This window comes from Pseudoduganella sp. GW821-FHT05F09 (assembly GCF_059419605.1).
On sequence record NZ_JBWKSD010000003.1, the window covers coordinates 48,345 to 73,070 of the forward strand.

General features: G+C 67.2%; 20 protein-coding genes. 9 read left to right on the plus strand and 11 right to left on the minus strand.

Annotation, left to right across the window (positions count from 1 at the left end):
- The first annotated feature begins 215 nt into the window (after positions 1–215).
- The 8 genes from AC07S4_RS09995 to AC07S4_RS10030 all read left to right on the plus strand — a co-directional run bounded on the left by AC07S4_RS09995 (position 216) and on the right by AC07S4_RS10030 (position 13,495).
- A complete protein-coding gene (locus AC07S4_RS09995) occupies positions 216–1,286 on the plus strand; it encodes a porin (RefSeq protein ID WP_494986501.1) in 1,071 nt (356 codons plus the stop codon).
- 117 nt (positions 1,287–1,403) lie between these two features.
- Positions 1,404–2,642, plus strand: a complete 1,239-nt coding sequence (locus AC07S4_RS10000) for an acetylornithine/succinyldiaminopimelate transaminase (protein ID WP_494986502.1) — start codon at positions 1,404–1,406, stop codon at positions 2,640–2,642.
- 67 nt (positions 2,643–2,709) lie between these two features.
- The gene (locus AC07S4_RS10005) at positions 2,710–3,741 is read left to right on the plus strand and encodes an arginine N-succinyltransferase (RefSeq protein WP_494986503.1); all 1,032 of its coding nucleotides are present in this window, start codon (positions 2,710–2,712) and stop codon (positions 3,739–3,741) included.
- 12 nt (positions 3,742–3,753) lie between these two features.
- Positions 3,754–4,803, plus strand: a complete 1,050-nt coding sequence (astA, locus tag AC07S4_RS10010) for an arginine N-succinyltransferase (RefSeq protein WP_161071061.1) — start codon at positions 3,754–3,756, stop codon at positions 4,801–4,803.
- Positions 4,796–6,271: a succinylglutamate-semialdehyde dehydrogenase gene (gene astD / locus AC07S4_RS10015; RefSeq protein WP_494986504.1), complete on the plus strand. Its 1,476-nt coding sequence runs from the start codon at positions 4,796–4,798 to the stop codon at positions 6,269–6,271. The genes astA and astD overlap by 8 nt, the downstream gene beginning before the upstream one ends.
- A gap of 12 nt (positions 6,272–6,283) precedes the next feature.
- Entirely contained in the window at positions 6,284–7,624 is a 1,341-nt protein-coding gene (gene astB / locus AC07S4_RS10020) for an N-succinylarginine dihydrolase (protein WP_494986505.1), read from the plus strand.
- Between the two features lie 131 nt (positions 7,625–7,755).
- Positions 7,756–12,492: an NAD-glutamate dehydrogenase domain-containing protein gene (locus AC07S4_RS10025; protein ID WP_494986506.1), complete on the plus strand. Its 4,737-nt coding sequence runs from the start codon at positions 7,756–7,758 to the stop codon at positions 12,490–12,492.
- Between the two features lie 4 nt (positions 12,493–12,496).
- Positions 12,497–13,495 (plus strand): succinylglutamate desuccinylase, encoded by a 999-nt coding sequence (locus AC07S4_RS10030; RefSeq protein ID WP_494986507.1) that lies wholly within the window; start codon positions 12,497–12,499, stop codon positions 13,493–13,495.
- A 16-nt stretch (positions 13,496–13,511) separates the two neighbouring features.
- On the opposite strand, the gene AC07S4_RS10035 is transcribed toward AC07S4_RS10030, so the two are convergent.
- Positions 13,512–14,432: a DUF2145 domain-containing protein gene (locus tag AC07S4_RS10035; RefSeq protein ID WP_494986508.1), complete on the minus strand. Its 921-nt coding sequence runs from the start codon at positions 14,430–14,432 to the stop codon at positions 13,512–13,514.
- On the minus strand, positions 14,429–14,884 hold the full coding sequence (locus tag AC07S4_RS10040) for a hypothetical protein (protein WP_494986509.1): 456 nt from the start codon (positions 14,882–14,884) through the stop codon (positions 14,429–14,431). Before AC07S4_RS10040 ends, AC07S4_RS10035 begins: the two co-directional genes overlap by 4 nt.
- 85 nt (positions 14,885–14,969) lie before the next feature.
- On the opposite strand from AC07S4_RS10040, the gene AC07S4_RS10045 reads away from it, so the two are divergent.
- Positions 14,970–15,476 (plus strand): DUF1993 domain-containing protein, encoded by a 507-nt coding sequence (locus AC07S4_RS10045; RefSeq protein WP_494986510.1) that lies wholly within the window; start codon positions 14,970–14,972, stop codon positions 15,474–15,476.
- Between the two features lies 1 nt (position 15,477).
- On the opposite strand, the gene AC07S4_RS10050 is transcribed toward AC07S4_RS10045, so the two are convergent.
- From AC07S4_RS10050 to AC07S4_RS10090, 9 genes are all read right to left on the minus strand, one after another.
- A complete protein-coding gene (locus AC07S4_RS10050; RefSeq protein WP_494986511.1) occupies positions 15,478–16,257 on the minus strand; it encodes an FRG domain-containing protein in 780 nt (259 codons plus the stop codon).
- A gap of 17 nt (positions 16,258–16,274) precedes the next feature.
- Positions 16,275–17,900 (minus strand): methyl-accepting chemotaxis protein, encoded by a 1,626-nt coding sequence (locus tag AC07S4_RS10055; protein WP_494986512.1) that lies wholly within the window; start codon positions 17,898–17,900, stop codon positions 16,275–16,277.
- Positions 17,901–17,985: 85 nt separating this feature from the next.
- Positions 17,986–19,074, minus strand: a complete 1,089-nt coding sequence (locus AC07S4_RS10060; RefSeq protein ID WP_494986513.1) for a porin — start codon at positions 19,072–19,074, stop codon at positions 17,986–17,988.
- Positions 19,075–19,194: 120 nt separating this feature from the next.
- The gene (locus AC07S4_RS10065; protein WP_494986514.1) at positions 19,195–20,148 is read right to left on the minus strand and encodes a PDR/VanB family oxidoreductase; all 954 of its coding nucleotides are present in this window, start codon (positions 20,146–20,148) and stop codon (positions 19,195–19,197) included.
- Positions 20,149–20,175: 27 nt separating this feature from the next.
- The gene (locus tag AC07S4_RS10070; RefSeq protein ID WP_494986515.1) at positions 20,176–21,201 is read right to left on the minus strand and encodes a Rieske 2Fe-2S domain-containing protein; all 1,026 of its coding nucleotides are present in this window, start codon (positions 21,199–21,201) and stop codon (positions 20,176–20,178) included.
- 16 nt (positions 21,202–21,217) lie between these two features.
- Positions 21,218–21,442 (minus strand): recombinase-like helix-turn-helix domain-containing protein, encoded by a 225-nt coding sequence (locus tag AC07S4_RS10075; protein WP_161071049.1) that lies wholly within the window; start codon positions 21,440–21,442, stop codon positions 21,218–21,220.
- 13 nt (positions 21,443–21,455) lie between these two features.
- Positions 21,456–22,427: a VOC family protein gene (locus AC07S4_RS10080; RefSeq protein WP_494986516.1), complete on the minus strand. Its 972-nt coding sequence runs from the start codon at positions 22,425–22,427 to the stop codon at positions 21,456–21,458.
- Positions 22,427–23,911: an aldehyde dehydrogenase gene (locus AC07S4_RS10085; protein WP_494986517.1), complete on the minus strand. Its 1,485-nt coding sequence runs from the start codon at positions 23,909–23,911 to the stop codon at positions 22,427–22,429. The genes AC07S4_RS10080 and AC07S4_RS10085 overlap by 1 nt, the downstream gene beginning before the upstream one ends.
- Positions 23,912–23,921: 10 nt before the next feature.
- On the minus strand, positions 23,922–24,722 hold the full coding sequence (locus AC07S4_RS10090) for an aspartate dehydrogenase (protein WP_494986518.1): 801 nt from the start codon (positions 24,720–24,722) through the stop codon (positions 23,922–23,924).
- Positions 24,723–24,726 lie beyond the last annotated feature (4 nt).

Below are 24,726 nucleotides of genomic sequence, written 5' to 3' on the forward strand. Positions count from 1 at the left end.
GTTCGGCGGGCGTTAGCGCTACCGGTTGCGCCTGCGCAGGCGCGGTGTGTAGCGTACTGGCAACTGCCAGCAGCCACAGGCCGCATAGCCAGCCGGCAAAACGTGTTCGACCTATTCGCATTGGAGTAACCTTGGGCAGACGCCGTCAGGACAGCATAGCCGAGTATGCGGGACGGAAACAAGCGCCGCCGCAGAATCGTATCCGGGAGTGCACAATGCGGTATCTGTTATTGCTTTCATGCATGCCCAGCCTGGCCTGCGCGCAGCAAGCCGTCACCCTGTTCGGCGTGGCGGACACCTATGTGGCGCAGGTGCGGGCCGACGGCCTGCCCGCCGTCAGCCGCGCCGACGCCAGCGGCCTGCTGGCCAGCCGCGTTGGCCTGCGCGGGCGGGAAGACCTGGGCGGCGGACTGGCCGCCAATTTTCTGCTGGAGGCCGGCCTGAACAGCGACGACGGCAGCCAGGCCGACGGCAACCGCCTGTTCAACCGGCAGGCCTGGGCCGGGCTGTCCGGGCCGTGGGGCGAGCTGCGCCTGGGACGGCAGAACACGCCGCAGTTTTACATGAACGGCAAGTTTGACGCTTTCACCAGCGGCACCTACGCGTCCGGCTGGAACAATCTGTTCGGCGCGCCGCCCCGTGCGGACAATGCGGTCGGCCTGTTTTCGCCCAGCATGGGCGGCGTGCGGCTGCAAGCGCTGCTGGCGCGCGGCGCCACCGGCGGGGCCGCGCCGCTGGACGAAGCGGCGGCCAACCGCAATCTGCACCTGGCCGCCGAGTACGAGAGGCAAGGCCTGTACCTGGGCGCCAACTGGCAGACGGTGCGCACGGCGGCCTCGGGCACGGTGGCGCGCCGCGCCAGCGCGGGCGGCTCCTATGCGCTGGCAGGCGCCGGGGCCAGCCGGGGCTGGACGCTGTACGCCTCTGCTGGCCGGGAAAGCCGCGCCGACGGCGCGCAGGACACGCGCCTGTTGCAATTGTCTGCCCAGTACCGCTTCAGCCCCCAGGCCGCGCTCGGCTTCGGCTGGGCCGGCCTGCGCGATAAAGTTGACTCAAGGAAAGTCGCCGGCCACGGCGACGCCCGGCAACTGGGCTTGCTATACCGCTACTGGCTGTCGCCCCGCACCACCCTCTATGGCGCGCTGGCGCAGCTGCGCCAGGACGAGGGCCGCAGCAGCTTCGCGCTGCTGGGCGCCGCCGTGGTGGCGCCGGCGGCGCAAGTGCGCTCGCCGCTGCCGGGCGGGGACATCCGGGGCGCGCAAGCGGGCATCCTGCATACCTTCTGAATTATGAAAATCCTTGTCGCATCCGCAAAAGAGTTTTAGCATCCCGCTTTTTATAATGTCGTACCACCCGTAGCCGCCTGGTTGCGGCCGTACCTCTATACATTGATAGGGAATGCCATGAACGCAAAGCTTGATTCGACTGTAACCACTCGCCCTGTCACCCGGCAGACTTTTGACGAAGTACTGGTTCCAACCTACGCGCCAGCCGCGATGGTGCCGGTGCGCGCATCGGGCCTGGACCTGTGGGACCAGAACGGCAAGCATTACCTGGACTTCACCTCCGGCATCGCCGTGACGGCGCTGGGCCATTGCAACCCTGTCATCGTCGAAGCGCTGACCCAGCAGGCCAACACCCTGTGGCACCTGGGTAACGGCTACACCAACGAGCCGGTGCTGCGCCTGGGCCTGGCCCTGACCGAAGCCACCTTCGCCGACCGCGCCTTCTTCTGCAACTCCGGCGCCGAAGCCAATGAAGCGGCCCTGAAGCTGGCCCGCAAGCACGCGCACGCCAAGTTCGGCGCGCACAAGTCGCGCATCATCTCCTGCTTCAGCTCCTTCCACGGCCGCACGCTGTTCACCGTGTCGGTCGGCGGCCAGTCCAAGTACACCGAAGGCTTCGAGCCGCTGCCGCCGGCCATCGACCACATTGAATACAACGACATCGCCGCGGCGCGCGCCGCCATCGGCGACGACGTCTGCGCCGTGATCGTGGAACCGATCCAGGGCGAAGGCGGCGTGCTGCCGGGCGACAAAGCCTTCCTGCAAGAGCTGCGCGACCTGTGCGACAAGACCGGCGCCGTGCTGATCTTCGATGAAGTACAGTCGGGCATGGGCCGCACCGGCCACCTGTTCGCCTACCAGGGCTACGGCATCACCCCGGACATTCTGACCTCGGCCAAGGCGCTGGGCAACGGCTACCCGGTGGCGGCCATGCTGACCACCAACGAGCTGGCCGCCTCGCTGGGCGTCGGCTCGCACGGCACCACCTACGGCGGCAACCCGCTGGCCGCCACCGTGGCGCTGGCCGTGGTCAACGTGATCAACCAGCCGGCCTTCCTGGCGCGCGTGCGCGAAGCGTCGGCCAAGATGGTGGCGCTGCTCGAAGGCCTGGCCAAGGATTATCCGACCATCCTGTCGACGGTGCGCGGCAGCGGGCTGCTGCTGGGCGTGGTGGTGGCCGATGAATGGAAGGGCCGTTCCAAGGACATCCAGAAGGCAGCCGAGGCGCAAGGCCTGATGGTGCTGATCGCCGGCACCGACGTGGTGCGCTTCGCACCGGCGCTGGTCGTCACCGACGAGCAGATCGCCGAAGCCGGCCGCCTGCTGCGCGCGGCGCTGGACAGCCTGGCTGCGTAATACCTTAGGGACGGACCGTCCGGTCCGTCCCTGCAGCATCCGTAAGTATAAAAACAAAGGAGTTCACATGTATGTTGTCCGTCCGGTAGAACTTGCGGATATCGCAGCGCTGGAAAAGCTGGCTGCGGTAAGCATGCCGGGTGTCCATACCTTGCCCAAGACGCGCGACAAGATCGCGCAGGCGGTCGAGGCTTCGATAGCATCCTTCAGCGCCCACGTAGACATCCCCAGCGAGGAGTCCTACCTGTTCGTGCTGGAGTCCCTGGCGGACCACGGCATCGTCGGCACCGCCGCCATTTTTGCGTCGGCCGGTTCCAACGGCACCTACTTCTCCTTCCGGAACGACGTGATCCAGCAGGTCTCGCGCGACCTGAACATCAGCCACAGCGTGCACGCCCTGACGCTGTGCTCCGAGCTGACCGCGTATTCGCAGCTGTCCAGTTTCTACGTCAACGAAGCGGTGCAGAACCGCCCCGAAGCGGCGCTGCTGTCGCGCGCGCGCCTGCTGTTCGCCGCCATGGCGCCGCAGCGCTTTGCGGACCGCTTCTTCGTGCCCCTGGCCGGCGCCACCGGCGCCAACGGCGAGTCGCCTTTCTGGGACGCCGTGGGCCGCAAATTCTTCCAGATGGATTTCCTCGACGCCGAACGCACCATAGGCGGCGCCCGCAACCGCACCCTCATCGTCGAGCTGATGCCGCACTACCCGGTCTACGTGCCGCTGCTGCCGGGCGACGCGCAGGCCGTCATGGGCCAGATCCACCCGTCCGGCGAGCTGGCTTTCAGCCTGCTGACGGCCGAAGGCTTCGAGGCCGACGACTACATCGACATCTTCGACGGCGGCCCTATCCTGCAGGCGCACAAGCACGCGCTGCGCACCTGCACCTCGTCGCTGCAGCGCACCGTGGCCACGCCGCGCCCCTCGCGCTCCGGCGAGCCGGTGGTGGCTTACGCGGTGGCCGCCAACGCGGGCCAGGAGTTCCGCGCCGTGGTGGTGGCCGTGCCTGCGATTGAAAGCAGCGCCACCATAGCCCTGCCGGTGGAAGTGCAGGAAGTGCTGCAGGTTGCCGAAGGCGGCAACGTGATTTGTGTACGCATCTGAAAAGAGACCTTTATGCTAGTAGTACGCGCCATACAAGCCACCGACCTGGACGCCCTGTATGACATGGCCAGCCAGGTCGGCTCCGGCATGACCACGCTCAAGCCGGACATGAAGATGCTGGGCGACCGCGTGGAAATCGCCGTCGCCTCCTTCGCCGAAACCATCCCGCCCGAAAAGCGCGACTACATGTTCGTGATGGAGGACACCGACAGCGGCCGCCTGGCCGGCGTGTGCGCCATCAAGGGCTCGGTGGGCCTGGACGAGCCGTTCTACAACTACCGCATCGGCACCCTGGTGCATTCCAGCCGCGAGCTGAAAGTGTTCACGCGCATGGAAACGCTGTACCTGTCGAACGACCTGACCGGCAGCACCGAACTGTGCTCGCTGTTCCTGAACCCGGACTACCGCCACGGCAACAACGGCAAGTTCCTGTCCAAATGCCGCTTCCTGTTCATCGCCCAGTTCCCGCACCTGTTCACTGAAAAGCTGATCGCGGAAATGCGCGGCTACCAGGAGTCCAGCGGGCGCTCGCCGTTCTACGAAGGCCTGGGCCGCCACTTCTTCAAGATGGAGTTCGACCATGTCGACGCGCTCACCGCGCAGGGCAAGAAGTCCTTCATCGCCGAACTGATGCCGCGCCAGCCGCTGTACGTGGCCTATCTGCCGCAGGACGCGCAGGACGTGGTGGGCAAGGTGCACACGTCCACCGTGCCGGCGCGCCGCCTGCTGGAGCAGGAGGGCATGCACTTCGAAGGCTATGTCGACATCTTCGACGCGGGGCCGGTGCTGCAAGGCCGCGTGTCCGAACTGCGCGCGGTGCGCGACAGCGCCCTGGCTGTGGTCGACGTCGACACCGACATGACGCATGCCTGCGCGCCGCAGATGGAGCCGGTGCTGGTGTCGAACACCAACCTGAAGGATTTCCGCATGGTCCTGTCCGAAGCCGCTGCGGTGAACGGCAAGATCGACCTGTCCGCCGACGACCAGAAGCTGCTGCGCGTGCACGCCGGCGACGTCGTGCGCACCCTGACTCTCAACGTGAGGAAGAACACCCATGTCTGAACAAGCTCTGAGCAACTACATCAACGGCCAGTGGTCGGCCGGCCATGGCGCCGAACTGGTGACCATAGATCCGTCCAACGGCAAGCAGACCTGGGCCAGCCGCGAAGCCACGGCGGAAGACGTGGCCGCCGCCGCCAGCGCGGCGCGCGCCGCCTTTGAAGGCTGGGCGCTCGCGCCGCTGGAGCAGCGCGTGGCCGTCGTCACCCGTTTCCGCGACCTGCTGAAGGAAAACGCCGAAGCGCTGGCGCTGCTGATCGCCGAGGAAGTGGGCAAGCCGCTGTGGGAAGCGCGCACCGAAGTGACCACCATGGCCAACAAGGTGGACATCTCGCTGCAGGCCTACGGCGCCCGCACCGGCGAAACGCGCAGCAAGGTGGCGGACGGCGAAGCCGTGCTGCGCCACCGTCCGCACGGCGTGTTCGGCGTGTTCGGTCCTTACAACTTCCCCGGCCACCTGCCCAACGGCCATATCGTGCCGGCCCTCATCGCGGGCAATACCGTGGTGTTCAAGCCCAGCGAATACGCGCCGCGCACCGCCGTGAAAACCGTACAGCTGTGGGAGCTGGCGGGCCTGCCCGCCGGTGTGCTCAACCTGGTCAACGGCGGCCGCGACACCGGCATCGCCCTGGGCCAGAACAAGGATATCGACGGCGTGCTGTTCACCGGCAGCAGCCAGACCGGCGCCGCGCTGCACCGCCAGTTCGCGGGCCAGACCGGCAAGCTGCTGGCGCTGGAAATGGGCGGCAACAATCCGCTGGTGGTGTGGGACATCAAGGACGTGGACGCCGCCGTCTTCATGGCCGTGTCGTCCGCCTTCATCTCGGCCGGCCAGCGCTGCACCTGCGCGCGCCGCCTGGTGGTGCAGACCGGCCCGGCGGGCGACGCCTTCGTGGCGCGCCTGGTGGACGTCGCGTCCAAGCTGGTGGTGGGCGCGTCGAACGCCGAGCCGCAGCCCTTCATGGGGCCGGTCGTTTCGGCGCCCATCGCCGCGCGCCTGGTGCAGGCCCAGCACGACATGGTGGCCAAGGGCGGCAAGCTGCTGCTGGAAATGAAGCAGCTGCAGGAAGGCACGGGCTTTGTTTCGGCCGGCATCGTGGACACCACCAGCGCCAAGGGCATCCCGGACGAGGAGTGGTTCGGCCCGCTGCTGCAGATTATCCGCGTGGACGATTTCGACAGCGCCATCAAGGTGGCCAACGCCACCGAATACGGCCTGGCCGCCGCGCTGGTCTCGAACGACGAGGCGCTGTGGAACAAGTTCCAGGTGCTGGCGCGCGCCGGCATCGTCAACTGGAACCGCCCCACCACGGGCGCGGCCAGCAGCGCGCCGTTCGGCGGCGTGGGCAAGTCCGGCAACCATCGTCCCAGCGCCTACTATGCGGCGGACTACTGCGCCTATCCGGTCGCATCGATCGAGAACAGCGTGCTTGAAATGCCGGCCAAGCTGTCTCCAGGCATGAACTTCTAAGGAATTGACAACATGCGGCAAGCACGCGAATTCAACTTCGACGGCCTGGTAGGCCCATCCCACAACTACGCCGGCCTCTCCTTCGGCAACGTGGCTTCGTTCAACAACGTCAAGAGCGCGTCGAACCCGAAGCAGGCCGCCTTGCAGGGCCTGGCGAAGATGCGTGCGCTGGCGCAGCGCGGCTTTGCGCAGGCGCTGCTGCCGCCGCAGGACCGTCCCAATTTCCGCCTGCTGCGCAGCCTGGGCTTCACCGGCAGCGACGCCGACGTGCTGGCCAAGGCCTACAAGGAAGCGCCGGTGATCCTGGCCTGCGCCTACTCGGCCTCGCCGATGTGGACCGCCAACGCCGCCACCGTCAGCCCGTCTGCGGACACCGGCGACGGCCGCGTGCATTTCACGCCGGCGAACCTGAACAACAAGCTGCACCGCGCGTTCGAGCACGCGCAGTCGGCGCGCAGCCTGCGCGCCATCTTCAACAACCCGCGCTACTTCGCCGTGCACGACGCGCTGCCAGGCACGCCGGCCTTCGGCGACGAAGGTGCGGCCAACCACACCCGCCTGTGCTCCGCGCACGGCGCCGAGGCGGTCGAGATGTTCGTCTACGGCCGCGTGGAGTTCGACGCCGCCGCGCCCGCGCCCAAGCGCTTCCCGGCGCGCCAGACGCTGGAAGCTTCGCAAGCCGTGGCCCGCCTGCACGGCCTGGCCGCGGAGCGCACCGTCTACATCCAGCAGAACCCCGACGTGATCGACCAGGGCGTGTTCCATAACGACGTGATCGCGGTCGGCAACGGCAACGTGCTGTTCTACCACGAGCAGGCCTTCGCCGACGAAGCGGCCACGCTGGCGTCGCTGCGCGCGGCCATGGCGGATGCGGGCGCCGAGCTGCAGGCGGTGCGCGTGGACACCGGCGCCGTGGCCGTGGCGGACGCGGTGCACAGCTATCTGTTCAACTCCCAGCTGCTGTCCAAGCACGACGGCAAGATGGCGCTGGTGATTCCGCAGGAATGCCAGGAAAACGCCGCCGTTGCGCGCTACCTGGAAAGCCTGGTGGCCAGCGGCGGCCCGGTGAATGAACTGATCCACTTCGACCTGCGCCAGTCCATGCGCAACGGCGGCGGCCCCGCGTGCCTGCGCCTGCGCGTGGCGCTGACGGACGAGGAGTCGTCGGCCATGCACCAGGGTGTGATCATGACCGAGGCGCTGTACCATACGCTGGTGGCGTGGGTGGAGAAACACTACCGCGACCAGCTGGAGCCGAAAGACCTGGCCGACCCTGCGCTGGCGCTGGAAGTGCACGCCGCGCTGGAGGAACTGAGCCGCATCCTCGGCCTGCCAGGGCTGTATGATCTGTAAGTTGTAGAAAACCGGATTCATCCCCATATGGTGCCGGGGCCAACCCCCGCCACCGAACAAAGCGTCGCCCCGCCGTCCAGCCACAAGCCCCACGGTGAGACGGATACTTACAACGTATTGGAGAAGCAACGATGACACAAATGCCACAAGACCTGCGCAAACAGACGCTGGACCTGATCAACGCGAACAAATCGGCCGACAGCGGGCAAGTCTCCGCCCTGATCGGCGCCTGGCTCGCGGCCATAGACGAAGAGGACCTGGCCGGCGTTGCGCCGGACAGCCTGGTGCCGGTGCTATGGGAAGGGTTCACGCAGGCGGCCAAGCGCGGTTCGGCAGGTGTGCAGATCGCCAAATTACGCTACGCCGATGGCCGTGGCGGCAAGGCGACCGCGTTGCTGATACTGAACGACGACATGCCCTACCTGGTGGACTCCATCGTCATGGCCCTGCGCAAGCAGCGCCTGATCGCCAACGGCGTGCTGAACGCCGTGCTGCCTGTGGCGCGCGGCGCCGACGGCGTGGCGATGGCGGTGGGCGCAGGTGCTGAAACTGCGGGCGGCAAGCTCGAATCCTACGTGCTGGTGCTGCTGGCCGACGACCTCGCCGAAGGCGACCTGGCGGCCCTGGTGGCGCGCCTGGAAATGGTGGCGCGCGACGCCGCCGTGGTGCGCCGCGACCTGGACGCCATGAAAGAGCGCTTCACCAGCGTGGGCGCGGCCGCTGCCGCCAACGGCGGCGAGCAGGGCCAGGAAGTGGCCGCCTTCCTGGACTGGGCGCGCACTGAAGGCTTCGAGCCATTCGGCTACGCCTACTACCAGGTGAAGCCGGGCGTGCGCGAACTGGAACGCGACATCCCCAGCCGCATCGGCGTGCTGCAGGACACCTCGCACCCGGTCTACGGCACCTGCCTGGCCAGCATCCCCGGCGACTTCGACACCCTGTCCAAGCGCCCGCACACCCTGTCCATCGTCAAGGCCGACGTGGAAGGCACGCTGCACCGCGACCAGCAGCTGGACTTCATCGGCGTGCGCAACACCGACGCCAACGGCGCCATCCTGGGCGAGCACTGCTTCGTGGGCCTGTTCACCCGCGCCGCCACCATTACCCCGCTGACCCGCATGCCGTTCGCGCGCGGCCGCATTGCGCAAGTGCTGCAGATCGCAGGCGTGCGCAAGGAAGGCTTCCGCGCCGAGAAATTCGTCGAGATCCTGGAATCGCTGCCGCGCACCGAAGCGCTGGAAGCGGAACCGCAATGGCTGGCCGATGTATGTGGCGCTGTTGTGTCGCTGTACAAGCAGCCGCGCACCAAGGTGTTCGCCCGCCGCGACGTGTACGCGCGCCACCTGAACGTGCTGGTCTACCTGCCGCGCGAGCGCTACAGCGCCTCGGTGGCGCATGCGCTGGCCAAGGCCCTGCAGCAAAGCTCGGGCGCTTCGCACGTCAGCTCGCAAACCCTGGTGGCTGACGGCCCGCTGGCCCGCGTCTACCTGATCGCGCACGCCGCGCGCTACCCGCTGGACCTCGAGTCGGACATCCAGCGTCCGCTGCTGTCCATCCTGGACGGCTGGCACAACAGCTTCTCCGCGCTGGCCGACGCCGTGTTCGAAGAAAGCACCCGCGCCAGCCTGCGCAAGCTGTGCGCCACGCTGCCGGTGGACTACGTGAACGCCACCGCGCCCGCCGTGGCCTTCCATGACCTGGGCGCCATGCTGCGCCAGGGCGAAGCGGGCCGCGTTGCCGCGCGCGTGGAACTGGCTTCGGCCGACAGCGCCGCCACCACCATCCGCCTGTACTCGGTGGAGCGCGTGCCGTCGCTGTCCAACATCCTGCCGGCGCTGCACAACGCCGGCGTGGCGATTGACCGTGAGCAGACCTACGCCATCCACGCCGCCGACGGCAAGCGCCACTTCGTCACCAGCCTGCTGGTGGACGCGGACAGCGCCGCCAAGCTGGCGCAGCCCGGCGTGGCCGAAGTGGTGCAGGACCTGGTCACGTCGCTGTTCAACAACGAAGCCGAAGACGGCCGCCTGAACGGCCTGGTCATCGAAGGCGGCTTGAGCACCCGCCAGGTGCAGCTGGTGCGCGCCTACGCGAGCTACTGGCGCCAGGCGGGCAGCCGCTTCTCCGTGCGCTATGTGGCCGAAACGCTGCGCAAGCAGCCCTTGCTGGTGAAAGAGCTGGTGGACGCCTTCGAGCAGCGCTTCAATCCCGCGCTGCCTGAAAGCGAACGCGCGGCGGTGCTGGACAAGCTGGCCGCCCTCAAGGCGCGCCTGCCGTCCGTGAACCACGCGGACACCGAAGAAATCATGGCCGCCATGGTGGACCTGGTGGCCGCCACGCTGCGCACCAACTACTACCAGAATAATCAGCAGGGCGACAAGATCATCTTCAAGTTCGACACCAGCAACCTGGCGCTGGTGCCGGAGCCGCGTCCGTTCCGCGAGATCTTCGTGTTCTCGCGCCGCTTTGAAGGCGTGCACCTGCGCGGCGGCCCTGTGGCGCGCGGCGGTTTGCGCTGGTCGGACCGCATGGAAGACTACCGCACCGAGGTGCTGGGACTGGTGAAAGCGCAGATGGTGAAGAACGCCGTCATCGTGCCGGCCGGCGCCAAGGGCGGCTTCGTCTGCAAGATGATGCCGAAGGACGCCGTGCGCGAGACCATCGCCGCCGAAGGCGAAGCAGTCTACCGCCTGTTCATCTCCAGCCTGCTGGAAGTGACCGACAACCGCGTGCTGGGCAACATCGTCTCGCCTGCCGACACCATCTGCTACGACGGTAACGACCCCTACCTGGTGGTGGCGGCCGACAAGGGCACCGCGACCTTCTCCGACATCGCCAACGGCATCGCCGTGCAGCGCGGCTTCTGGCTGGGCGACGCCTTCGCCTCGGGCGGTTCGAACGGCTACGACCACAAGAAGATGGGCATCACCGCCAAGGGCGCGTTCGAAGCCGTGAAGCGCCACTTCTACGAGATGGACCACAACATGGAGACCACGCCGTTCACCCTGGTGGGCGTGGGCGACATGTCGGGCGACGTGTTCGGCAACGGCGTGCTGCTGTCGAACCAGATCAAGCTGCTGGCCGCGTTCGACCACCGCCACATCTTCCTGGACCCGAATCCGGATACCGCCGTCTCCTTCGCCGAACGCCAGCGCATGTTCGCGCTGCCGCGCTCCTCGTGGGAAGACTACAACAAGGACCTGATCTCGCAGGGCGGCGGCGTCTTCCCGCGCAGCGCCCGTTCCATCGAGCTGTCGCCGCAGATCCGCGCCGCGCTGGACATCGAGGAAACCGCACTGTCGCCTGAAGAGCTGATGCACCGCATCCTGCTGGCGCCGGTGGACCTGTTCTACAACGGCGGCATCGGCACCTACATCAAGTCGTCCACCGAGTCGCATGCGCAAGTGAAGGACCGCGCCAACGACAACATCCGCGTCAACGGCAATGAGCTGCGCTGCAAGATCGTGGCCGAAGGCGGCAACCTGGGCGCGACCCAGGCCGGCCGTATCGAGTTCGCGCTGTCCGGCGGCCGCATCTTCACCGATGCGATCGACAACTCGGCCGGCGTGGACTGCTCGGACCACGAAGTGAACGCGAAGATGTGGCTGGACGTGGAAATGAACGCCGGCCAGCTGTCCGAAACGGACCGCAACCGCATCCTGAACGAAATGACCGGCGACATCGAACGCCTGGTCCTGCGCGACAACACGCTGCAAACCCACCTGCTGGTGCGCGAGCAGCAGGCCCAGTCCGACGCGGCGGTGCAGGACGGCTATGCCGCGCTGATCGCCAGCCTGGAGGAAGAGGGTGCGCTGTCGCGCGAGCTGGAGCAGCTGCCGAGCGTGGCCGAACTGGCGCGCCGCAAGCTTGACGGCCGTGGCCTGACCACGCCGGAGCTGGCGGTGGTGATTGCCAACGTGAAGAACCGCTACAAGCGCATGCTGTCCGCGCTGCCGCTGACGGAGGAAAGCTGGGCCGAGGCGGTGCTGAAGCCTTACTTCCCGGACCTGCTGGTGGCTACCCGTCCTGCGCTGGCGCACCCGCTGGCCAACGCCATCCTGGCCACCGTGCTGGCCAACGAATCGGTGAACCGCTGCGGTCCGCTGATGCTGCGCGAACTGGCCGCTGAACACAGCGCCGGCGAGGCGGACGTGATCCTGGCCTGGGGCCAGGCATGGTCCGCGCTGAACCTGGCGCCGGTGTTCGAAGCGCTGGATGCGGACGCGCTGCGCGTGCCGCGCGCGGTGTCGATCAAGGTCGATGGCCGCACCCGCAGCCTGCAGCGCGCCGTGATCCAGGGCGTGCTGTCGGTGCCGGGCGAGCAGCTGCGCGCCGCCGGCGGCGTGGACGAACTGACCCGCTTGTTCGCCCAGCCGGACATGCTGAAGAAACTGGTGCCGGCCGATGGCCAGTCCGAAGCCGACACCACGCCGGGCCTGCGCCCAGCGTTCGTCCACGCATGGAAAGCGGTGGATGCGGTTGAGGCCGTGGCAGCCTTCGTGTTCGCGGCGCTGTCGGTCAAGCGTCCGGGCGGCATGGACCTGCCAGCCTTCCTGCAAGTGGGCATGGCCCTGCGCAGCCAGGCCGGCATCGACACGCTGGAACGCGGCCTGAAGCTGCCTGCGCAAACCCGCTCGCAAGAGCAGCTGCGCAGCTACGCCCAGCACGCGCTGCGCCGCACCCAGCAGCGCCTGCTGACGCAAGTGCTGGCCCGCGCCACCAACGGCCACGACGCCACCGAAGCGGTGGAAGTCGTGACCAACACGCTGGGCCTGTCCGGCTACGCCACCTCGGCGGACCTGGAGCAGGCGATGCTGGACGTGTGGGCGCTGTCCGAAGCGGCCAACGCCGTTCCGCTGGCTGCGTAAGCGCATGGCGATGTTGCCAGAAGCAGTGCGGGCGCTGGCCGAGGCGGACTTCAGCGCCGTCGCGGCCCGCTTCGCGGCGGCCGGTTTTACGGTGGCGCAGCCGGCCGACGGCATCCTGACGGTGAAGCGCGCGGAAGCTGATGCCGCCCGCCCGACCGTGCTGGTCTCAGTCGGCGTGCACGGCGACGAGACCGGTCCGATCGAAGTGGTGGCGTATTTGCTGGACGCTCTTTCACGCGACGTGGAGACCAGCGCCTCCGCGCTGGCGGTGGACCTGATGCTCTGCGTCGGCAACATCGGCGCCATCCGCGCCGGCAAGCGCTTCATCGACGCGGACCTGAACCGCATGTTCCGCGCCGAGCGGGGCACGCTGGAAGGCACGGCGGAAGCTGCGCGCGCCGACGCGATGGTGGCCGCCACCAGCGCCTTCTTCAAGGACGCAGGCCCGGTGCGCTGGCACCTGGACCTGCACACCGCCATCCGCCCGTCGGTTTACCCGACCTTCGCCATCGTCCCCGAAATCATCGAGGACGGCGCGCGCGAAAAGCTGATAGCCTGGCTGGGGCAGGCGGCGATAGGCGCCGTCATCATGAATCCTGCATCGGTGGGAACCTATAGCTACTACTCGGCCGAGCACCACGCGGCGGCCGGTACCACCGTAGAGCTGGGCCGCATAGGCACGCTGGGCGAGAACAATCTGGAGCAGTTCACCGAGGCCTCCCAGGCGCTGGACGATCTGCTGCGCGGCGCGGCGCCGAAGCACGCGAAGCAGGCGCCCCACGTGTACGCCACCGCGCGCCAGATCATCAAGCTGAGCGACCAGTTCCGGATGGCGTTCGGCAAGGACACCTGGAATTTCACGCCGCTCAAGCAGGGCGACGAAATCGCACGCGACGGCGACACCGTCTACACCGTGCAGCACCCGGAAGAGATGGTGGTTTTCCCCAATCCCGATGTCCGCATCGGCCTGCGCGCAGGCCTGATGGTGGTGCGGCTCTCTTAACGCGGCTTGGTCCAGCTCAGTTCAACATAATCACACGGTCGCCCGGTCCGGCCTCGCAGCCTGCGGCGGCCGGCGTCCAGCCCTTGTGCACCACGATCTGCCGCGCGTTGTGGCAGATCTCCGTGCGTTCGCTGTCCGGGTAGCGCTGCTGCACAAAGGCCTCCAGTGTGGACGGCAGGCTCACTTTCAGCTTCATTTCATAGCGGTCTTGCGGCGGATGGTCGTCTAGGTGCACATGCGGCACGAAGTAGGAGGCCAGCATGAGGAAGGGCGAGTTCACATCCACACCCTGCGGCGCATAGCCCGCTTCGCGCAGCCACGCCTGCGCGCGCGTGCGCACGCCGTCGCCGGTGGCGAGGTTGCCCCACGCCGCAGCCAGCAGTTCGGCCACCCATTGATTGCAGTTCTGGTATTGCAGGCCGAAGGCGTAGGCGTTCGCGCTGTAGGTGCCGGCCAGCAGGCCAAGCGCTATCTGCCCGTCCAGCGACGCCAGGCGCGCCGCATTGGCCGCTTCCGCAGGCAGGCGCACCACGGAGATGTAGCCCAGCCTGGGATCGTCCGTGCCCATGACGAAGCCGGCCACGCCCTGGTCGAAGATGCGTGGACGGTTTTCGTCGCACGAGTAGTAGAGCTGGCGCGTGGTCCAGGCGCCGCTGTCGCCGCGCCAGCCGATCGAGGCGTGCGAGTAGCGGATGTCGAAGCGGGACAGGTCAAGCCCGGAACGGCTGACCAGCGCGGCGCTGCCGCCCGGCTGGCCCAGTTCTTCGCGCACCACGGCGGCAAAGCGCAGCAGGCGGTCCTGCTCGCCGGCGGTAAGGGCGTTGGCGCGGTCGCAGAAGGTGCCCGCCGTGGCGGCCACCGGCAGCGCGCAACCCAGCGCACATAAGCTCAGCAGACATGCGCTCAGCGCGCGTGCCGCCAGGCGGGAAAAGCTCACAGATTGACGGGGCGCGCTGCCAGTTCGCCGTGCCAGTCGTCTTCCAGCACCAGGAAGAAGGCTTTCTGCGTGTCCGCATGCGCGAACTCGAAACCGTAGGAGCGCGGCTGTGTCAGCACCACGCCGCCCAGCTCCAGGCCTTCCTTGGCGGCGATGGCCGCAGGCAGGTCCAGCACCAGCTGCTGTCCGCTGGCGTCGTGCTGCATGGTCAGGCGGGTGGTGTTGGCCTTGCCCGGCGCCGCTGCCATCTGGATGATGTGGTAAGGGCCGCCGGCGGTCTTCTTGTCGCCGCTGGAGCTGTTGCTCGAACCGTTCAGCGACGTGGAGATGCTGCCGCTCGATGCGGAGCCTGCGCTCGATGCGGACGAAGCGAAGCTGTCGGCCTGCGCGTTCATGGCCAGGGTGGCGGCTGCCGACATCGCGGCCGCCTTGAATATCGTTGCTAACTTCATTGTCAGTCCTTTAATTACGCTGCTGCGAGCGAAAACCAGATAATACACGTATGATTTCCCGGTCACTACTATCCAAGGAAAAGCCATGTCCCTATCCATGTACCAGGTGTCGGTTCCGGTGTTTGTGCGCGGCCTCAACGTGCTGTCCTCGCTGCTGAAGAAGGGCGAGGAGCATGCCGACGCCAGCGGCATGGTGCCGGACATGCTGCTGGGCGCGCGCCTGGCCGAAGACATGCTGCCGCTGTCGGCGCAGGTGCAGCGCGCCAGCGACGCGTCCAAGCTGTGCGTGGCGCGCCTGTGCGGCGTGGATGCGCCCAAGTTCGAAGACAACGAGGCCAGCTTCCAGCAGCTGCAGGAGCGCATCGCCAAGACCATCGCGTATCTGGAAAGCCTGCCGCAGGCGCAGTTCGACGGCGCGGATGGGCGCGAAGTGACGCTGGCCTTCGGCGCCTTCAGCCAGTCCTTCACCGGCCAGAGCTACCTGCTCAGCTTCGCGCTGCCTAACTTCTACTTCCACATCACCACCGCCTACGGCATTCTGCGTGCGCAGGGCGTGAAGATCGGCAAGCTGGATTACCTCGGGCCTTTCTGATTCAGCTGCCCGCCGCCACCGGCCACACCATCTCCAGCTCCATGCCGATGGAGCGCGCCAGGCCGTCCAGGTCCGGGAACAGCGTGGCGTTGGTGATGTTCATGCGGTACAGGGCTTTCATGGCCTCGTCGCGCATGGACTGCGGCAGCACGATCTGCTTGAGCAGGGCGCCGCTGTCGCCGTAGGCGGGCAGGATCTCGTCCAGCGGCTTGTCCAGCATGCCGGGCACCACCAGCGTGCCGGACTGCGCCACCAGGCGCCGGTCCATCTCGGTTGGCTCGCCTATCCAGATGATGGCGTGGCTGTTGGGCAGATAGAAGCGCGTGAAGTTGCCGCTCTCGCGCGGGTCGATATGGTCGCGGTCCATGCCGGGATCGGTGTGCGGCGCGGCGGTCCACAGGCGCGGCGTGTTGAGCGCGTACACGGCGGCGTCGCCGGTGGCGCGCTCGAGGGCGAAGAAGGCCGCCACGAAGGGCGACTTGGTGAAGTCCAGCAAACGGGTGGGCGCGCCGTGGTGCTGCATCAGCGCCAGGCAGCGCAGCGCGTTGTCCAGCACCGACGGGTCGGTGAGGTAGTTGTGCGCCTTGCGGCGGAAGATGCGGATGGCGCGTTCCTCGCGCGCGCGCCAGCTGGCGCGGTCGGGGATGTAGGCGCTCAGGTAGCGCGACAATGACGTCATCAGCGGCCAGCGCACCTCCTGCTGGCCACGGAACGCCCAGCCGTCCAGCTCCGCGCTGAGGGCCATGAACTCGTTCCAGTTGCTGACGCTGATCTGTTCCATTTGCTCTCCTTTGCCGGTTACAGCAGTACTTCCGTAGGGCGGGTTAGACGCGCAGCGGCGTAACCCGCCGCACGCGGCGCCAGCCCATGCACGCCGTCGCCCGCGTTCAGCCGGAACACGCTCACCAGCCGCGCCAGTTCCGCCGCCCGGTCCTGCAGCGCCTGCGCCGCCGCCGCTGCCTGCTCCACCAGCGCCGCGTTCTGCTGCGTGGTTTCATCCATCTGCACCACCGCCTGGTTCACCTGCGCCAGGCCGCTGCTTTGCTCGGCGCTGGCCGACGCAATCTCGCTGATCGAATCGGCCACCTGCGCCACGCTGCTGACCACATTATGCATGGTCGCGCCGGCCTGCTGCGCCAGTTTGCCGCCGCTCGTCACGCTGGCGGTGGAGGCGTCGATCAGGTGCTTGATGTCCTTCGCCGCCGCCGCCGAGCGCTGCGCCAGCGTGCGCACTTCGGACGCCACCACCGCAAAGCCGCGTCCCTGCTCGCCCGCGCGCGCCGCTTCCACGGCGGCGTTGAGCGCCAGGATATTGGTCTGGAACGCAATGCCGTCGATTACCCCGATGATATCGCCAATCTGGCGCGAGGATGCGCTGATGGCGTCCATCGTCGCCACCACCTGCTCCACCACCGAGCTGCTGCCCGTGGCAATGCCGGACGCGCCGTGCGCGCGCTCGCGCGCCAGCCGCGCATGCTCCGCGTTCTGGCTCACCGTGGCCGACAGCTCTTCCATGGCGGACGCGGTCTCCTCCAGCGCGCTGGCCTGCTGCTCGGTGCGGCCGGACAGGTCCAGGTTGCCCTGCGCGATCTCGCTGGCCGCGCCGGCGATGGCGTCCGTGCCGCTGCGTACTTCGCTGACGATGTTGCGCAAGCTGCCGTTCATTTCCTTGAGCGCCTGCAGCAGCTGGCCCACTTCGTCCTGCGAGCGCACTTGAATGTCGCTGCTCAGGTCTCCGCTGGCCACGGTGCGCGCCACCCGCACCGCCTCGTGCAGCGGGCCGGTGATGGAGCGCGTGATCCACAGCCCGAAGCCGACCGCCAGCACGCACGCCGCGCCGGCCAGCAGCAGGATGTGCAGGCGCTTGCGCTGGTACAGCTCCGCCGCTTCGCGCCCGCTCTTTTCCATCAGCTTGCCGCCGCCGGCCAGGAAGCCCTTCATGCGCGCGGTGTAGGCCAGCTGGTCTTCACGCAGTGTGGTCATGAGCAGCGTGGACGCGTCTATGGTGCCGCCGCTGCCCGCCAGTTTCATGAACTCGGCCTGGCCCGCCTGGTACTTGGCGCGCAGCGCCTGCATGTCCTTGTAGGCCTTGCGCCCCGCGTCGCTGGACAGCATGCCTTCCAGCTTGTTGAGCCCATCGGCAATGGCTTTCTCGCCCGCCGCGATGGAGGCCGTTTCCGTCTTCAGCATGTCCGGGTTATCGGCCAGCAGCATATTGCGCATGGAGATGGCGTTTTCGTTCACCTGCATCAGCAGGCTGGTGGTCAGCACCACTTGCGGATAGCGGTCGTCGACGATTTCGCTGGTGGCCTGGTGCAGGCTGGCCAGGCTTTGCACCGCCACCAGGACTATGCCGCCCAGCAGCACGATGACCGCGCCGAAGCCCGCCGCCAGTCGGGTGCCGATTTTGAGGTTTGCAAACATGTGTAGCTCCATGGAGAACGCCGCGCGGTCCGTGGCTAGGCCCGGACGGCGCGGCGTGGTAGTGCGGACAGGGATCAGGACAAGGTCAGAACGAGTGGTGCACGCCCACCGTGGTCACCAGCTGGTTCTTGCCGTCAGCCGCGCCGGTGTTGTTCTGCAGCGCGAAGCGCGCCGTACCGCTGGCCTTCTGGTAAGCCGCCTGCACGTAGAACTCGCTGCGCTTGGACAGCGCGTAGGCGTTGCCGATGCTGAACTGGTTGTACTTGGCGCCGCCCAGCTTGGAGTTGGTGAAGCCGATGTTCAGCGTGTTGAGCGGGTTGTAGTTCCAGGCCGCGCCCAGGTCCGCGTTCTTCTGCTTGAAGCTGGACGCAGGCAGGTCCACCGTGTTCTGCGTGTACAGCGCGTTCAGTCGCCAGTCGCCAACCTTGTAGCCGCCGCCGGCCGCCCAGGTGGTCAGGCTGCTGAACACCGTGCCCGCGTTGCCCAGGTTGAGCGTGGACAGGAAGGCGCCCGCATAGCCCGCCGCGCGGTCGTTCTGTTTGCTGTAGGCCAGCGCCAGGCGCAGCGGACCGTTCACGTAGCTGGCGCCGGCGCTGGTGTTGCGGCCCTTGCTGCTGTCGCCCGGCTGCTCGCCCAGGCCCACCATGGCGCTTACGGTCAGGCCGTTCATCGACGGCGAGGTGTAGCGCACGGCGTTGGTGAACTGGTAGGTGTTGGCCAGCGTGTCCAGGTTACCGGGGTGGAAGAGGTAGAAGTTCGTCAGCTGGAAGCCGTTGCTCAATTTGCCCGCGTAGTCGAACACGATGTCCGGCATATTGCCCAGGGTGACGCTGCCGAAATTGCCGGACAGGCCGACCATGGAGGTGCGGTTGAAGATCTTGCTGGCGTTGATGCTGGCGCCGGTGTCGGTGGCGAAGCCGCCTTCCAGCTGGAACACGGCTTTCAGGCCGCCGCCCAGGTCTTCCACGCCGCGGAAGCCGAAGCGGTCCGGCTGCATGGTGCCCTGGTCCACGCGCACGGTGGACTGGCCATTCAGGTTGCTCACGTAAGCCACGCCTGCATCCAGACTGCCGTAGATGGTGACATTGCTTTGCGCCTGGGCTGCACCGCCGGCCATGGCGGCGACGGCTGCTGCTGCTACGTAGATGTGCTTCTTCAAGATGTGCTTCTTCATCGGAACTCCCCTTTTGTTATGGGCGGCACGAGCCGCGTTTCATGGATAAAACGTCGTTTCAAACTTGAATTGGGCGCAAAAAAAACCGGCCGGTTGCCGGTAGGGCGCGGGGCTGCGGCGTTAGAGGTCGAGCACCAGGCGCTTCCCCTTGCAGCCGGACACGCAGACCATCATGGTCTTGCCCGACTCGCGTTCGGCCTTGGTCAGCACGCCGTCGCGGTGCTCCGGCACGCCGTCCAGCACCGCCGTTTCGCACGAGCCGCACACGCCTTCGCGGCAGCTGTGGTCCACGTCTATGCCGGCTTCCAGCAGCGCGTCGAGCAGCGATTTCCCGGCCGGGACCATCACCATCTTCTGCGACTTGGCCAGCTGGCATTCGTACTCGCTGCCCTGCATGGCCACCACCGGCTCGGCCGGGGCAAAGCGTTCGATGTGCACATTGGGCAGCTTCAGCTCCGCGCAGATGCTCTCGAAAGCATTGAGCATCGGCGTGGGCCCGCAGCAGTAGAAGTGCGCCGCTGCGGACTTGCTGGCCAGGTAGCCGCGCAGGTCCGGCGGTCCGCCCGCTTCCTGGTCGAAGTGGGTTTGCGCGCGGCCTTCGGCCACCAGCTGGTCGACAAAGGCAGCCTCCTTGCGGCTGCGCGCGCAGTACAGCAGCTCCACCGACCTGCCCATGCGGCGCAGCTCGTTGAGCATGCTGTAGATGGGCGTGATGCCGATGCCGCCGGCGATCAGCACCGTGTGCGCGGCCGTCTCGTCGAGCGGGAAGTTGTTGCGCGGCGCGCCTATCTGTATCGTGGAGCCCACCCGCAACTGCTCGTGCACATAGCGCGAGCCGCCGCGCGAGTTCCGGTCATGCAGCACGCCGATCACGTAGCGGCGCCGCTCCAGCGGGGAGTTCGACAGCGAGTAGCTGCGCACCACGCCGTTGGGCAGATGCAGGTCGATGTGCGAACCGGCCGCGAAGGCGGGCAGCTCCGCGCCTTCCGGCGACACCAGCTCCACGCTGACGATGCCCTGCGCTTCAAAGCGCATGGCCTGCACGCGCACGGTGATCTGTTGACTGTTACTCATGGCGATTGCTCCCGATACTCTGATGTCTTAGGCAGTCTTCTCTTCGGCGGCGGCGATCTGCGCCTTGGCCAGGCCGCGCAGATGGCGGCGCAGGCGCACGATGCCCATGTCGTGCTGGTACAGCATCTCGCGCTGGTTGGCGTCCGGCTCCATGGCCTCCAGGATCTCGCGGTCCTGCTCCAGCACGTGCCAGTGGCGCGCTTCCAGGCGGTTCTTGTACAGGAAGCGCCAGGTGTCGCGCTGCCAGCCTTCCACCTTGCGCACGCGCCAGAAGAACACGGCGGTGGCGCCTTCTTCCATCGGCGCATAGCCGCCGATGATGATGAAGTTGCCGCCCGGGCCGCCGGTCTTCGGATACGGGATTTCAAGGCGCATCCACTGGATGCCGGTTTCGGCGTATTCGGTCCAGTCGAAGTTCACGCCGCGCTGGCCTTCCTTCTCGAAGACGAAGCCGGTGTCGGTGTCGCGCACGCGGAAGGCGGCGGTCGACTCGCCTTCGGCCATGGAGTGCGACTGCTTGTGCAGGAAGGTGCCGTGCATCGGATCGAGCACGTTGTCCAGCACGTAGCGGTAGTCGCCGTTCCACTCGGCGTAGCACAGGAAGTTGGAGTACTCGGGCGCGGTCAGCTCGGGCGGCAGCTCGAGCGGCGGCGGCTGGTCCACGTCCTTGCTGGCGTTGTAGAGGAAGATGGCGCCGGCCGCTTCCTGCACATGGAAGGAGCGGGTGGCTTTTGCGCCTTCCAGCTTGCAGCCCGGGCTGCCGGGCACGCTGGTCACCACGCCGTCAAAGCGCACCTGCACGCCGTGGTAGCCGCAGGCGATGCGGTCGCCCAGCGCGATGCCTTTGGACAGCGGCGCGCCACGGTGCGGGCAGTGGTCTTCCAGCGCGTGCAGCTTGCCGCTCGCTTCGCGCCACAGCACGAATTTGCGGCCCAGGCGGCGCAGCGAGACGGGGCGCTCGGCCACAAAGCCGGACGGGCAGATTGGATACCACAGGTCTTTCAGGCCGGCTGCGAGGACGGCGTCTACTGGGTCGTTGGCTACGGTTCTCATGGCTTGTCCTTCCTGTTCAGCATTCAGCGGCCAGGCGCGCAACTTCGGCCTGGTATCCTTCTTCGGTCCACGCGCCGCCGCCGGGGAAGCCGGGGCCGGTGCGGTTCAGGTGCGCCACCAGCGCGGCGAGGTCGGCGATGCCGGACGCGAAAGCGCGCTCGATGGAATCGCCCAGCAGGTCCTCGTAGCCGGTGGGTTCACGGCGGCGGGTCTGGTGCACGGTGAGATAACGTTCTTGCATGATGAGTCTCCGTTCAGGACTTTGGTTTGTCGGTCAGGAATTTGCCTTCGGGGGCCTTGGCATTGCGCTGGCGGCGCGTGTTGCCATCCAGGCCGCCTTCGATGGCCCACTCGGCGAACACCGTGGGGCCGGGTTCGAATTCGCGCGGTTCCCAGTGCTCGTCCAGCTGGTCTTCGTCGGCGTAGTACTCGATCAAGCCGCCGGCCGGATTCTTGAAGTACCAGAAATAGGCCGATGAAATCGGATGGCGGCCCGGTCCCAGCTGCGTGTCCCAGCCCTGGCGCGACATATGCATGCCGCCGCCGAACACTTCGTGGATGTCGCGCACGGTGAATGCCACATGGTTCAGGCCAGCTTTCGGGTCCGGCGTCTGCAGCAGGAAGATGTCGTGGTGGCCGCCCACGTCGGCGCAGCGCAGGAAGGCGCCGCGGCCGGGGTAGCTGTCCGACTGCACAAAGCCGAAGTGCTTGCGGTAGAAGGCTTCGCAGGCCGCCACGTCCTTGACGAAGAACACCACGTGGCCCACTTCGATAGGCGTGGCGCGTTCGTAGGCCGGGCTGCGCTGGTTCACGCGCGGGCGGTGCGACCAGGTGTTCATCTCGGCGCACTCCACGTCCACGTCCTGCTTGCGGCTCACCTGGAAGCGCACGGCCAGGCCGTTCGGGTCGGTGCAGCCGATGCGGCCGGCGGCAGCGTCTTCGTATGCGCCGGGCAGGCCGCGCACGATGGCGCCGAAGCGGTCCATCACTTCAGCCGAGGACACGCCCCACACCACTTCGCGCAGCGTCGGGCCGGCTTCGATGGCGGGCGGCAGCGCCGGGTCGTCCGAACGGCGCACCAGCACGCGGCAGCCGTTCAGCGTTTCGAATGCCAGCAGGCCTTCGTTTTCTTCCACCAGCTTCAGGCCCCAGTCGGAGAAGAAGGTTTTGCAGGCGGGCAGGTCGTCCGCGCCGTAGGTGATTTCATCAATGCCAAGGACATCCATTATTTCGCTCCCTGCGCCCACGGCAGCGGCATGTCGTTCATGCCCCAGTAGACGCTTTTCTGTTCCATGTATTGCAGAATGCCGAGACGGCCCTTTTCGCGTCCCAGGCCGCTGTCGCGCCAGCCGCCGAACGGGGTCGAAATCGAAAACTGCTTATAGGTGTTGATCCACACGTTTCCGGCCTGCACCGCGCGGGCGTAGCGCCAGGCCTTCTTGTAGTCCTGGGTCCAGATGCCGGCCGCCAGCGCGTACACGCTGTCGTTGGCCTGCCTGATCAGGTCTTCCTCGTCGGTGAAGGGCATGGCCACCAGCACCGGGCCGAAGATCTCTTCCTGGCAGATGCGCCAGTCGTTCTGCACGCCTTCGATAATGGTCGGCAGGTAGTAGTTGCCCTTGTCGAAAGCCGCGCCTTGCGGACGCATGCCGCCCACGCGGATGCGGCCGCCCTCGGCCACGCCCAGCGCCACATAGGACTCGATGCTGTCGCGGTGGCGCGCGGTGATCAGCGGGCCGAGCTGGGTGTTCTCGTCGGCCGGGTCGCCCACGCGCAGCGCGGCGGCGCCTGCGGCCAGGCGCTCCATGAAGCTGTCGTAAATGCTGTGCGCCACGAACAGGCGCGAACCGGCGATGCACGATTCGCCCGAGCTGCTGAAGATCCCGTACAGCACGCCGGCCACCGCGTGGTCCAGGTCCGCGTCCTCGAACACGATGGTGGGCGACTTGCCGCCCAGTTCCAGCGACACCGGCATCATCTTGTCGGCCGCGATATGGGCGATGTGCTTGCCGGTGCTGGTGCCGCCGGTGAAGGACACGCGCTTGACCAGCGGATGCAGGGTGATGGCGTCGCCGATCACCGAGCCTTTGCCCGGCAACACGCTGATCAGGCCAGCCGGCACGCCGGCCTCGATGCAGATGCGCGCCAGTTCCAGCGCGGCCAGCGGCGTCACTTCTGCGGGCTTGACCACCACGGCGTTGCCGGCCGCCAGCGCGGGCGCCATCTTCTGCGCTTCGCTGGCGATGGGCGAGTTCCACGGCGTGATGGCGGCCACCACGCCCATGGGCTCGTACACGCTCATGGTGAGGTTGTCGCCGCGCGCCGGGGTGATGGTTTCCTCCAGCGTTTCGCAGGCTGCGGCGAAGAACTGGAAGGTGGCGGCGGCGCTGGCCACCAGGTTGCGCGTTTCGGTGATCGGCTTGCCGTTGTCCAGGCGCTGCATCTGCGCCAGTTCCTCGCCGCGTTCGCGTATCAGCTGCGCCACCTTGTTCAGCACGGCGGCGCGCTCGTGCGGCTTGCGCTGCGCCCAGCCGCTGGTGCGGAAGGCATGGTCGGCGCGCTCGATGGCTTCGTTCACGTCGGCCACGCTGGCCGCGTTCAGGTAGGCCACCGGTTCGCCGGTGGCCGGATACAGCGTGGCGTACTTGTCGCCGCCGCCGAGGCGCCATTCGCCTGCGACGCAGATTTGTTGAGTGATGTTCGGGTTCATCTGTCTTCCCTTAGATCGAGAGGGCGTGCGCGCGGTTGTTCAATGCGCGCACCACGCTGAATACCGTCAGCGCGGAAGTCTTGGGATTGGCCGCCAGCGGCTTGCCGCGCATGGTCAGCTCGAAGCCGCCGAAGGCGCCGCTCGCTTCCACGTGGTGCACGTTCTCCGTCACGCCGGGGTCGGCCAGCAGGCGCACCTGCGTGTGGTCCAGGCCCAGGCCCGCCAGCGACAGCGTGGCCGCCACGTTGGCGTTCTTCGGGTACAGGCGCGCCGCTTCGCGCGCCGTGCCTTCGAAGATCACGGTGGCCTGCGTCAGCGTGTCCAGGTCCACCACCTTTTCGGCCGGGGTGTCCTTCCACGCGCCGGGCGGCTTGCGGCCGGTGTACACCACCGAATCGAGGCCGCCGATGCGCGCCGCCGACAGCGCGTCGATCGCGCCGATGGCGCCGGACAGCAGCTGCACCTGGGTCTTGCCGCGCTGCGCCGCCTGCTCCAGCTTTTCAGCCAGGCCGTATTCGGACAGCGCGCCCACCGACACCACCATGCATGGAATGCCGCTCTCCAGCGCAGGGATGATGTGCTCCTCGATGGCGAGGTGGCCCGCGCATTCGATCAGCAGGTCGGGACGGCTGCCCTTCAGGCCCACGTCCACCCGGGTGTGCGGGCACAGCTCGCGCACCGTGGCGCCGGCGTGTTCCAGGCCGGACTGCGGCACGATCACCAGGTCGAACACCACCTCGGGATCCGTCTTGAGCAGCTCCATCACGCCGACGCCGATGGCGCCGCAACCTATCATCGATACATGCAGCATGGCG

Bases quoted from the DNA above. Each gene is read 5' to 3' on its own strand.
- AC07S4_RS10085 (WP_494986517.1), bottom strand. From the start codon at position 23,911: ATGAACCCGAACATCACTCAACAAATCTGCGTCGCAGGCGAATGGCGC.
- astB (WP_494986505.1), top strand. From the start codon at position 6,284: ATGCGGCAAGCACGCGAATTCAACTTCGACGGCCTGGTAGGCCCATCC.
- AC07S4_RS10070 (WP_494986515.1), bottom strand. From the start codon at position 21,201: ATGAGAACCGTAGCCAACGACCCAGTAGACGCCGTCCTCGCAGCCGGC.
- AC07S4_RS10050 (WP_494986511.1), bottom strand. From the start codon at position 16,257: ATGGAACAGATCAGCGTCAGCAACTGGAACGAGTTCATGGCCCTCAGC.
- AC07S4_RS10030 (WP_494986507.1), top strand. From the start codon at position 12,497: ATGGCGATGTTGCCAGAAGCAGTGCGGGCGCTGGCCGAGGCGGACTTC.
- AC07S4_RS10055 (WP_494986512.1), bottom strand. From the start codon at position 17,900: ATGTTTGCAAACCTCAAAATCGGCACCCGACTGGCGGCGGGCTTCGGC.
- astA (WP_161071061.1), top strand. From the start codon at position 3,754: ATGCTAGTAGTACGCGCCATACAAGCCACCGACCTGGACGCCCTGTAT.
- AC07S4_RS10080 (WP_494986516.1), bottom strand. From the start codon at position 22,427: ATGGATGTCCTTGGCATTGATGAAATCACCTACGGCGCGGACGACCTG.
- AC07S4_RS10060 (WP_494986513.1), bottom strand. From the start codon at position 19,074: ATGAAGAAGCACATCTTGAAGAAGCACATCTACGTAGCAGCAGCAGCC.
- AC07S4_RS10000 (WP_494986502.1), top strand. From the start codon at position 1,404: ATGAACGCAAAGCTTGATTCGACTGTAACCACTCGCCCTGTCACCCGG.
- AC07S4_RS10075 (WP_161071049.1), bottom strand. From the start codon at position 21,442: ATGCAAGAACGTTATCTCACCGTGCACCAGACCCGCCGCCGTGAACCC.
- AC07S4_RS10090 (WP_494986518.1), bottom strand. From the start codon at position 24,722: ATGCTGCATGTATCGATGATAGGTTGCGGCGCCATCGGCGTCGGCGTG.
- AC07S4_RS10045 (WP_494986510.1), top strand. From the start codon at position 14,970: ATGTCCCTATCCATGTACCAGGTGTCGGTTCCGGTGTTTGTGCGCGGC.
- AC07S4_RS10025 (WP_494986506.1), top strand. From the start codon at position 7,756: ATGACACAAATGCCACAAGACCTGCGCAAACAGACGCTGGACCTGATC.
- AC07S4_RS10040 (WP_494986509.1), bottom strand. From the start codon at position 14,884: ATGAAGTTAGCAACGATATTCAAGGCGGCCGCGATGTCGGCAGCCGCC.
- AC07S4_RS10005 (WP_494986503.1), top strand. From the start codon at position 2,710: ATGTATGTTGTCCGTCCGGTAGAACTTGCGGATATCGCAGCGCTGGAA.
- AC07S4_RS09995 (WP_494986501.1), top strand. From the start codon at position 216: ATGCGGTATCTGTTATTGCTTTCATGCATGCCCAGCCTGGCCTGCGCG.
- astD (WP_494986504.1), top strand. From the start codon at position 4,796: ATGTCTGAACAAGCTCTGAGCAACTACATCAACGGCCAGTGGTCGGCC.
- AC07S4_RS10065 (WP_494986514.1), bottom strand. From the start codon at position 20,148: ATGAGTAACAGTCAACAGATCACCGTGCGCGTGCAGGCCATGCGCTTT.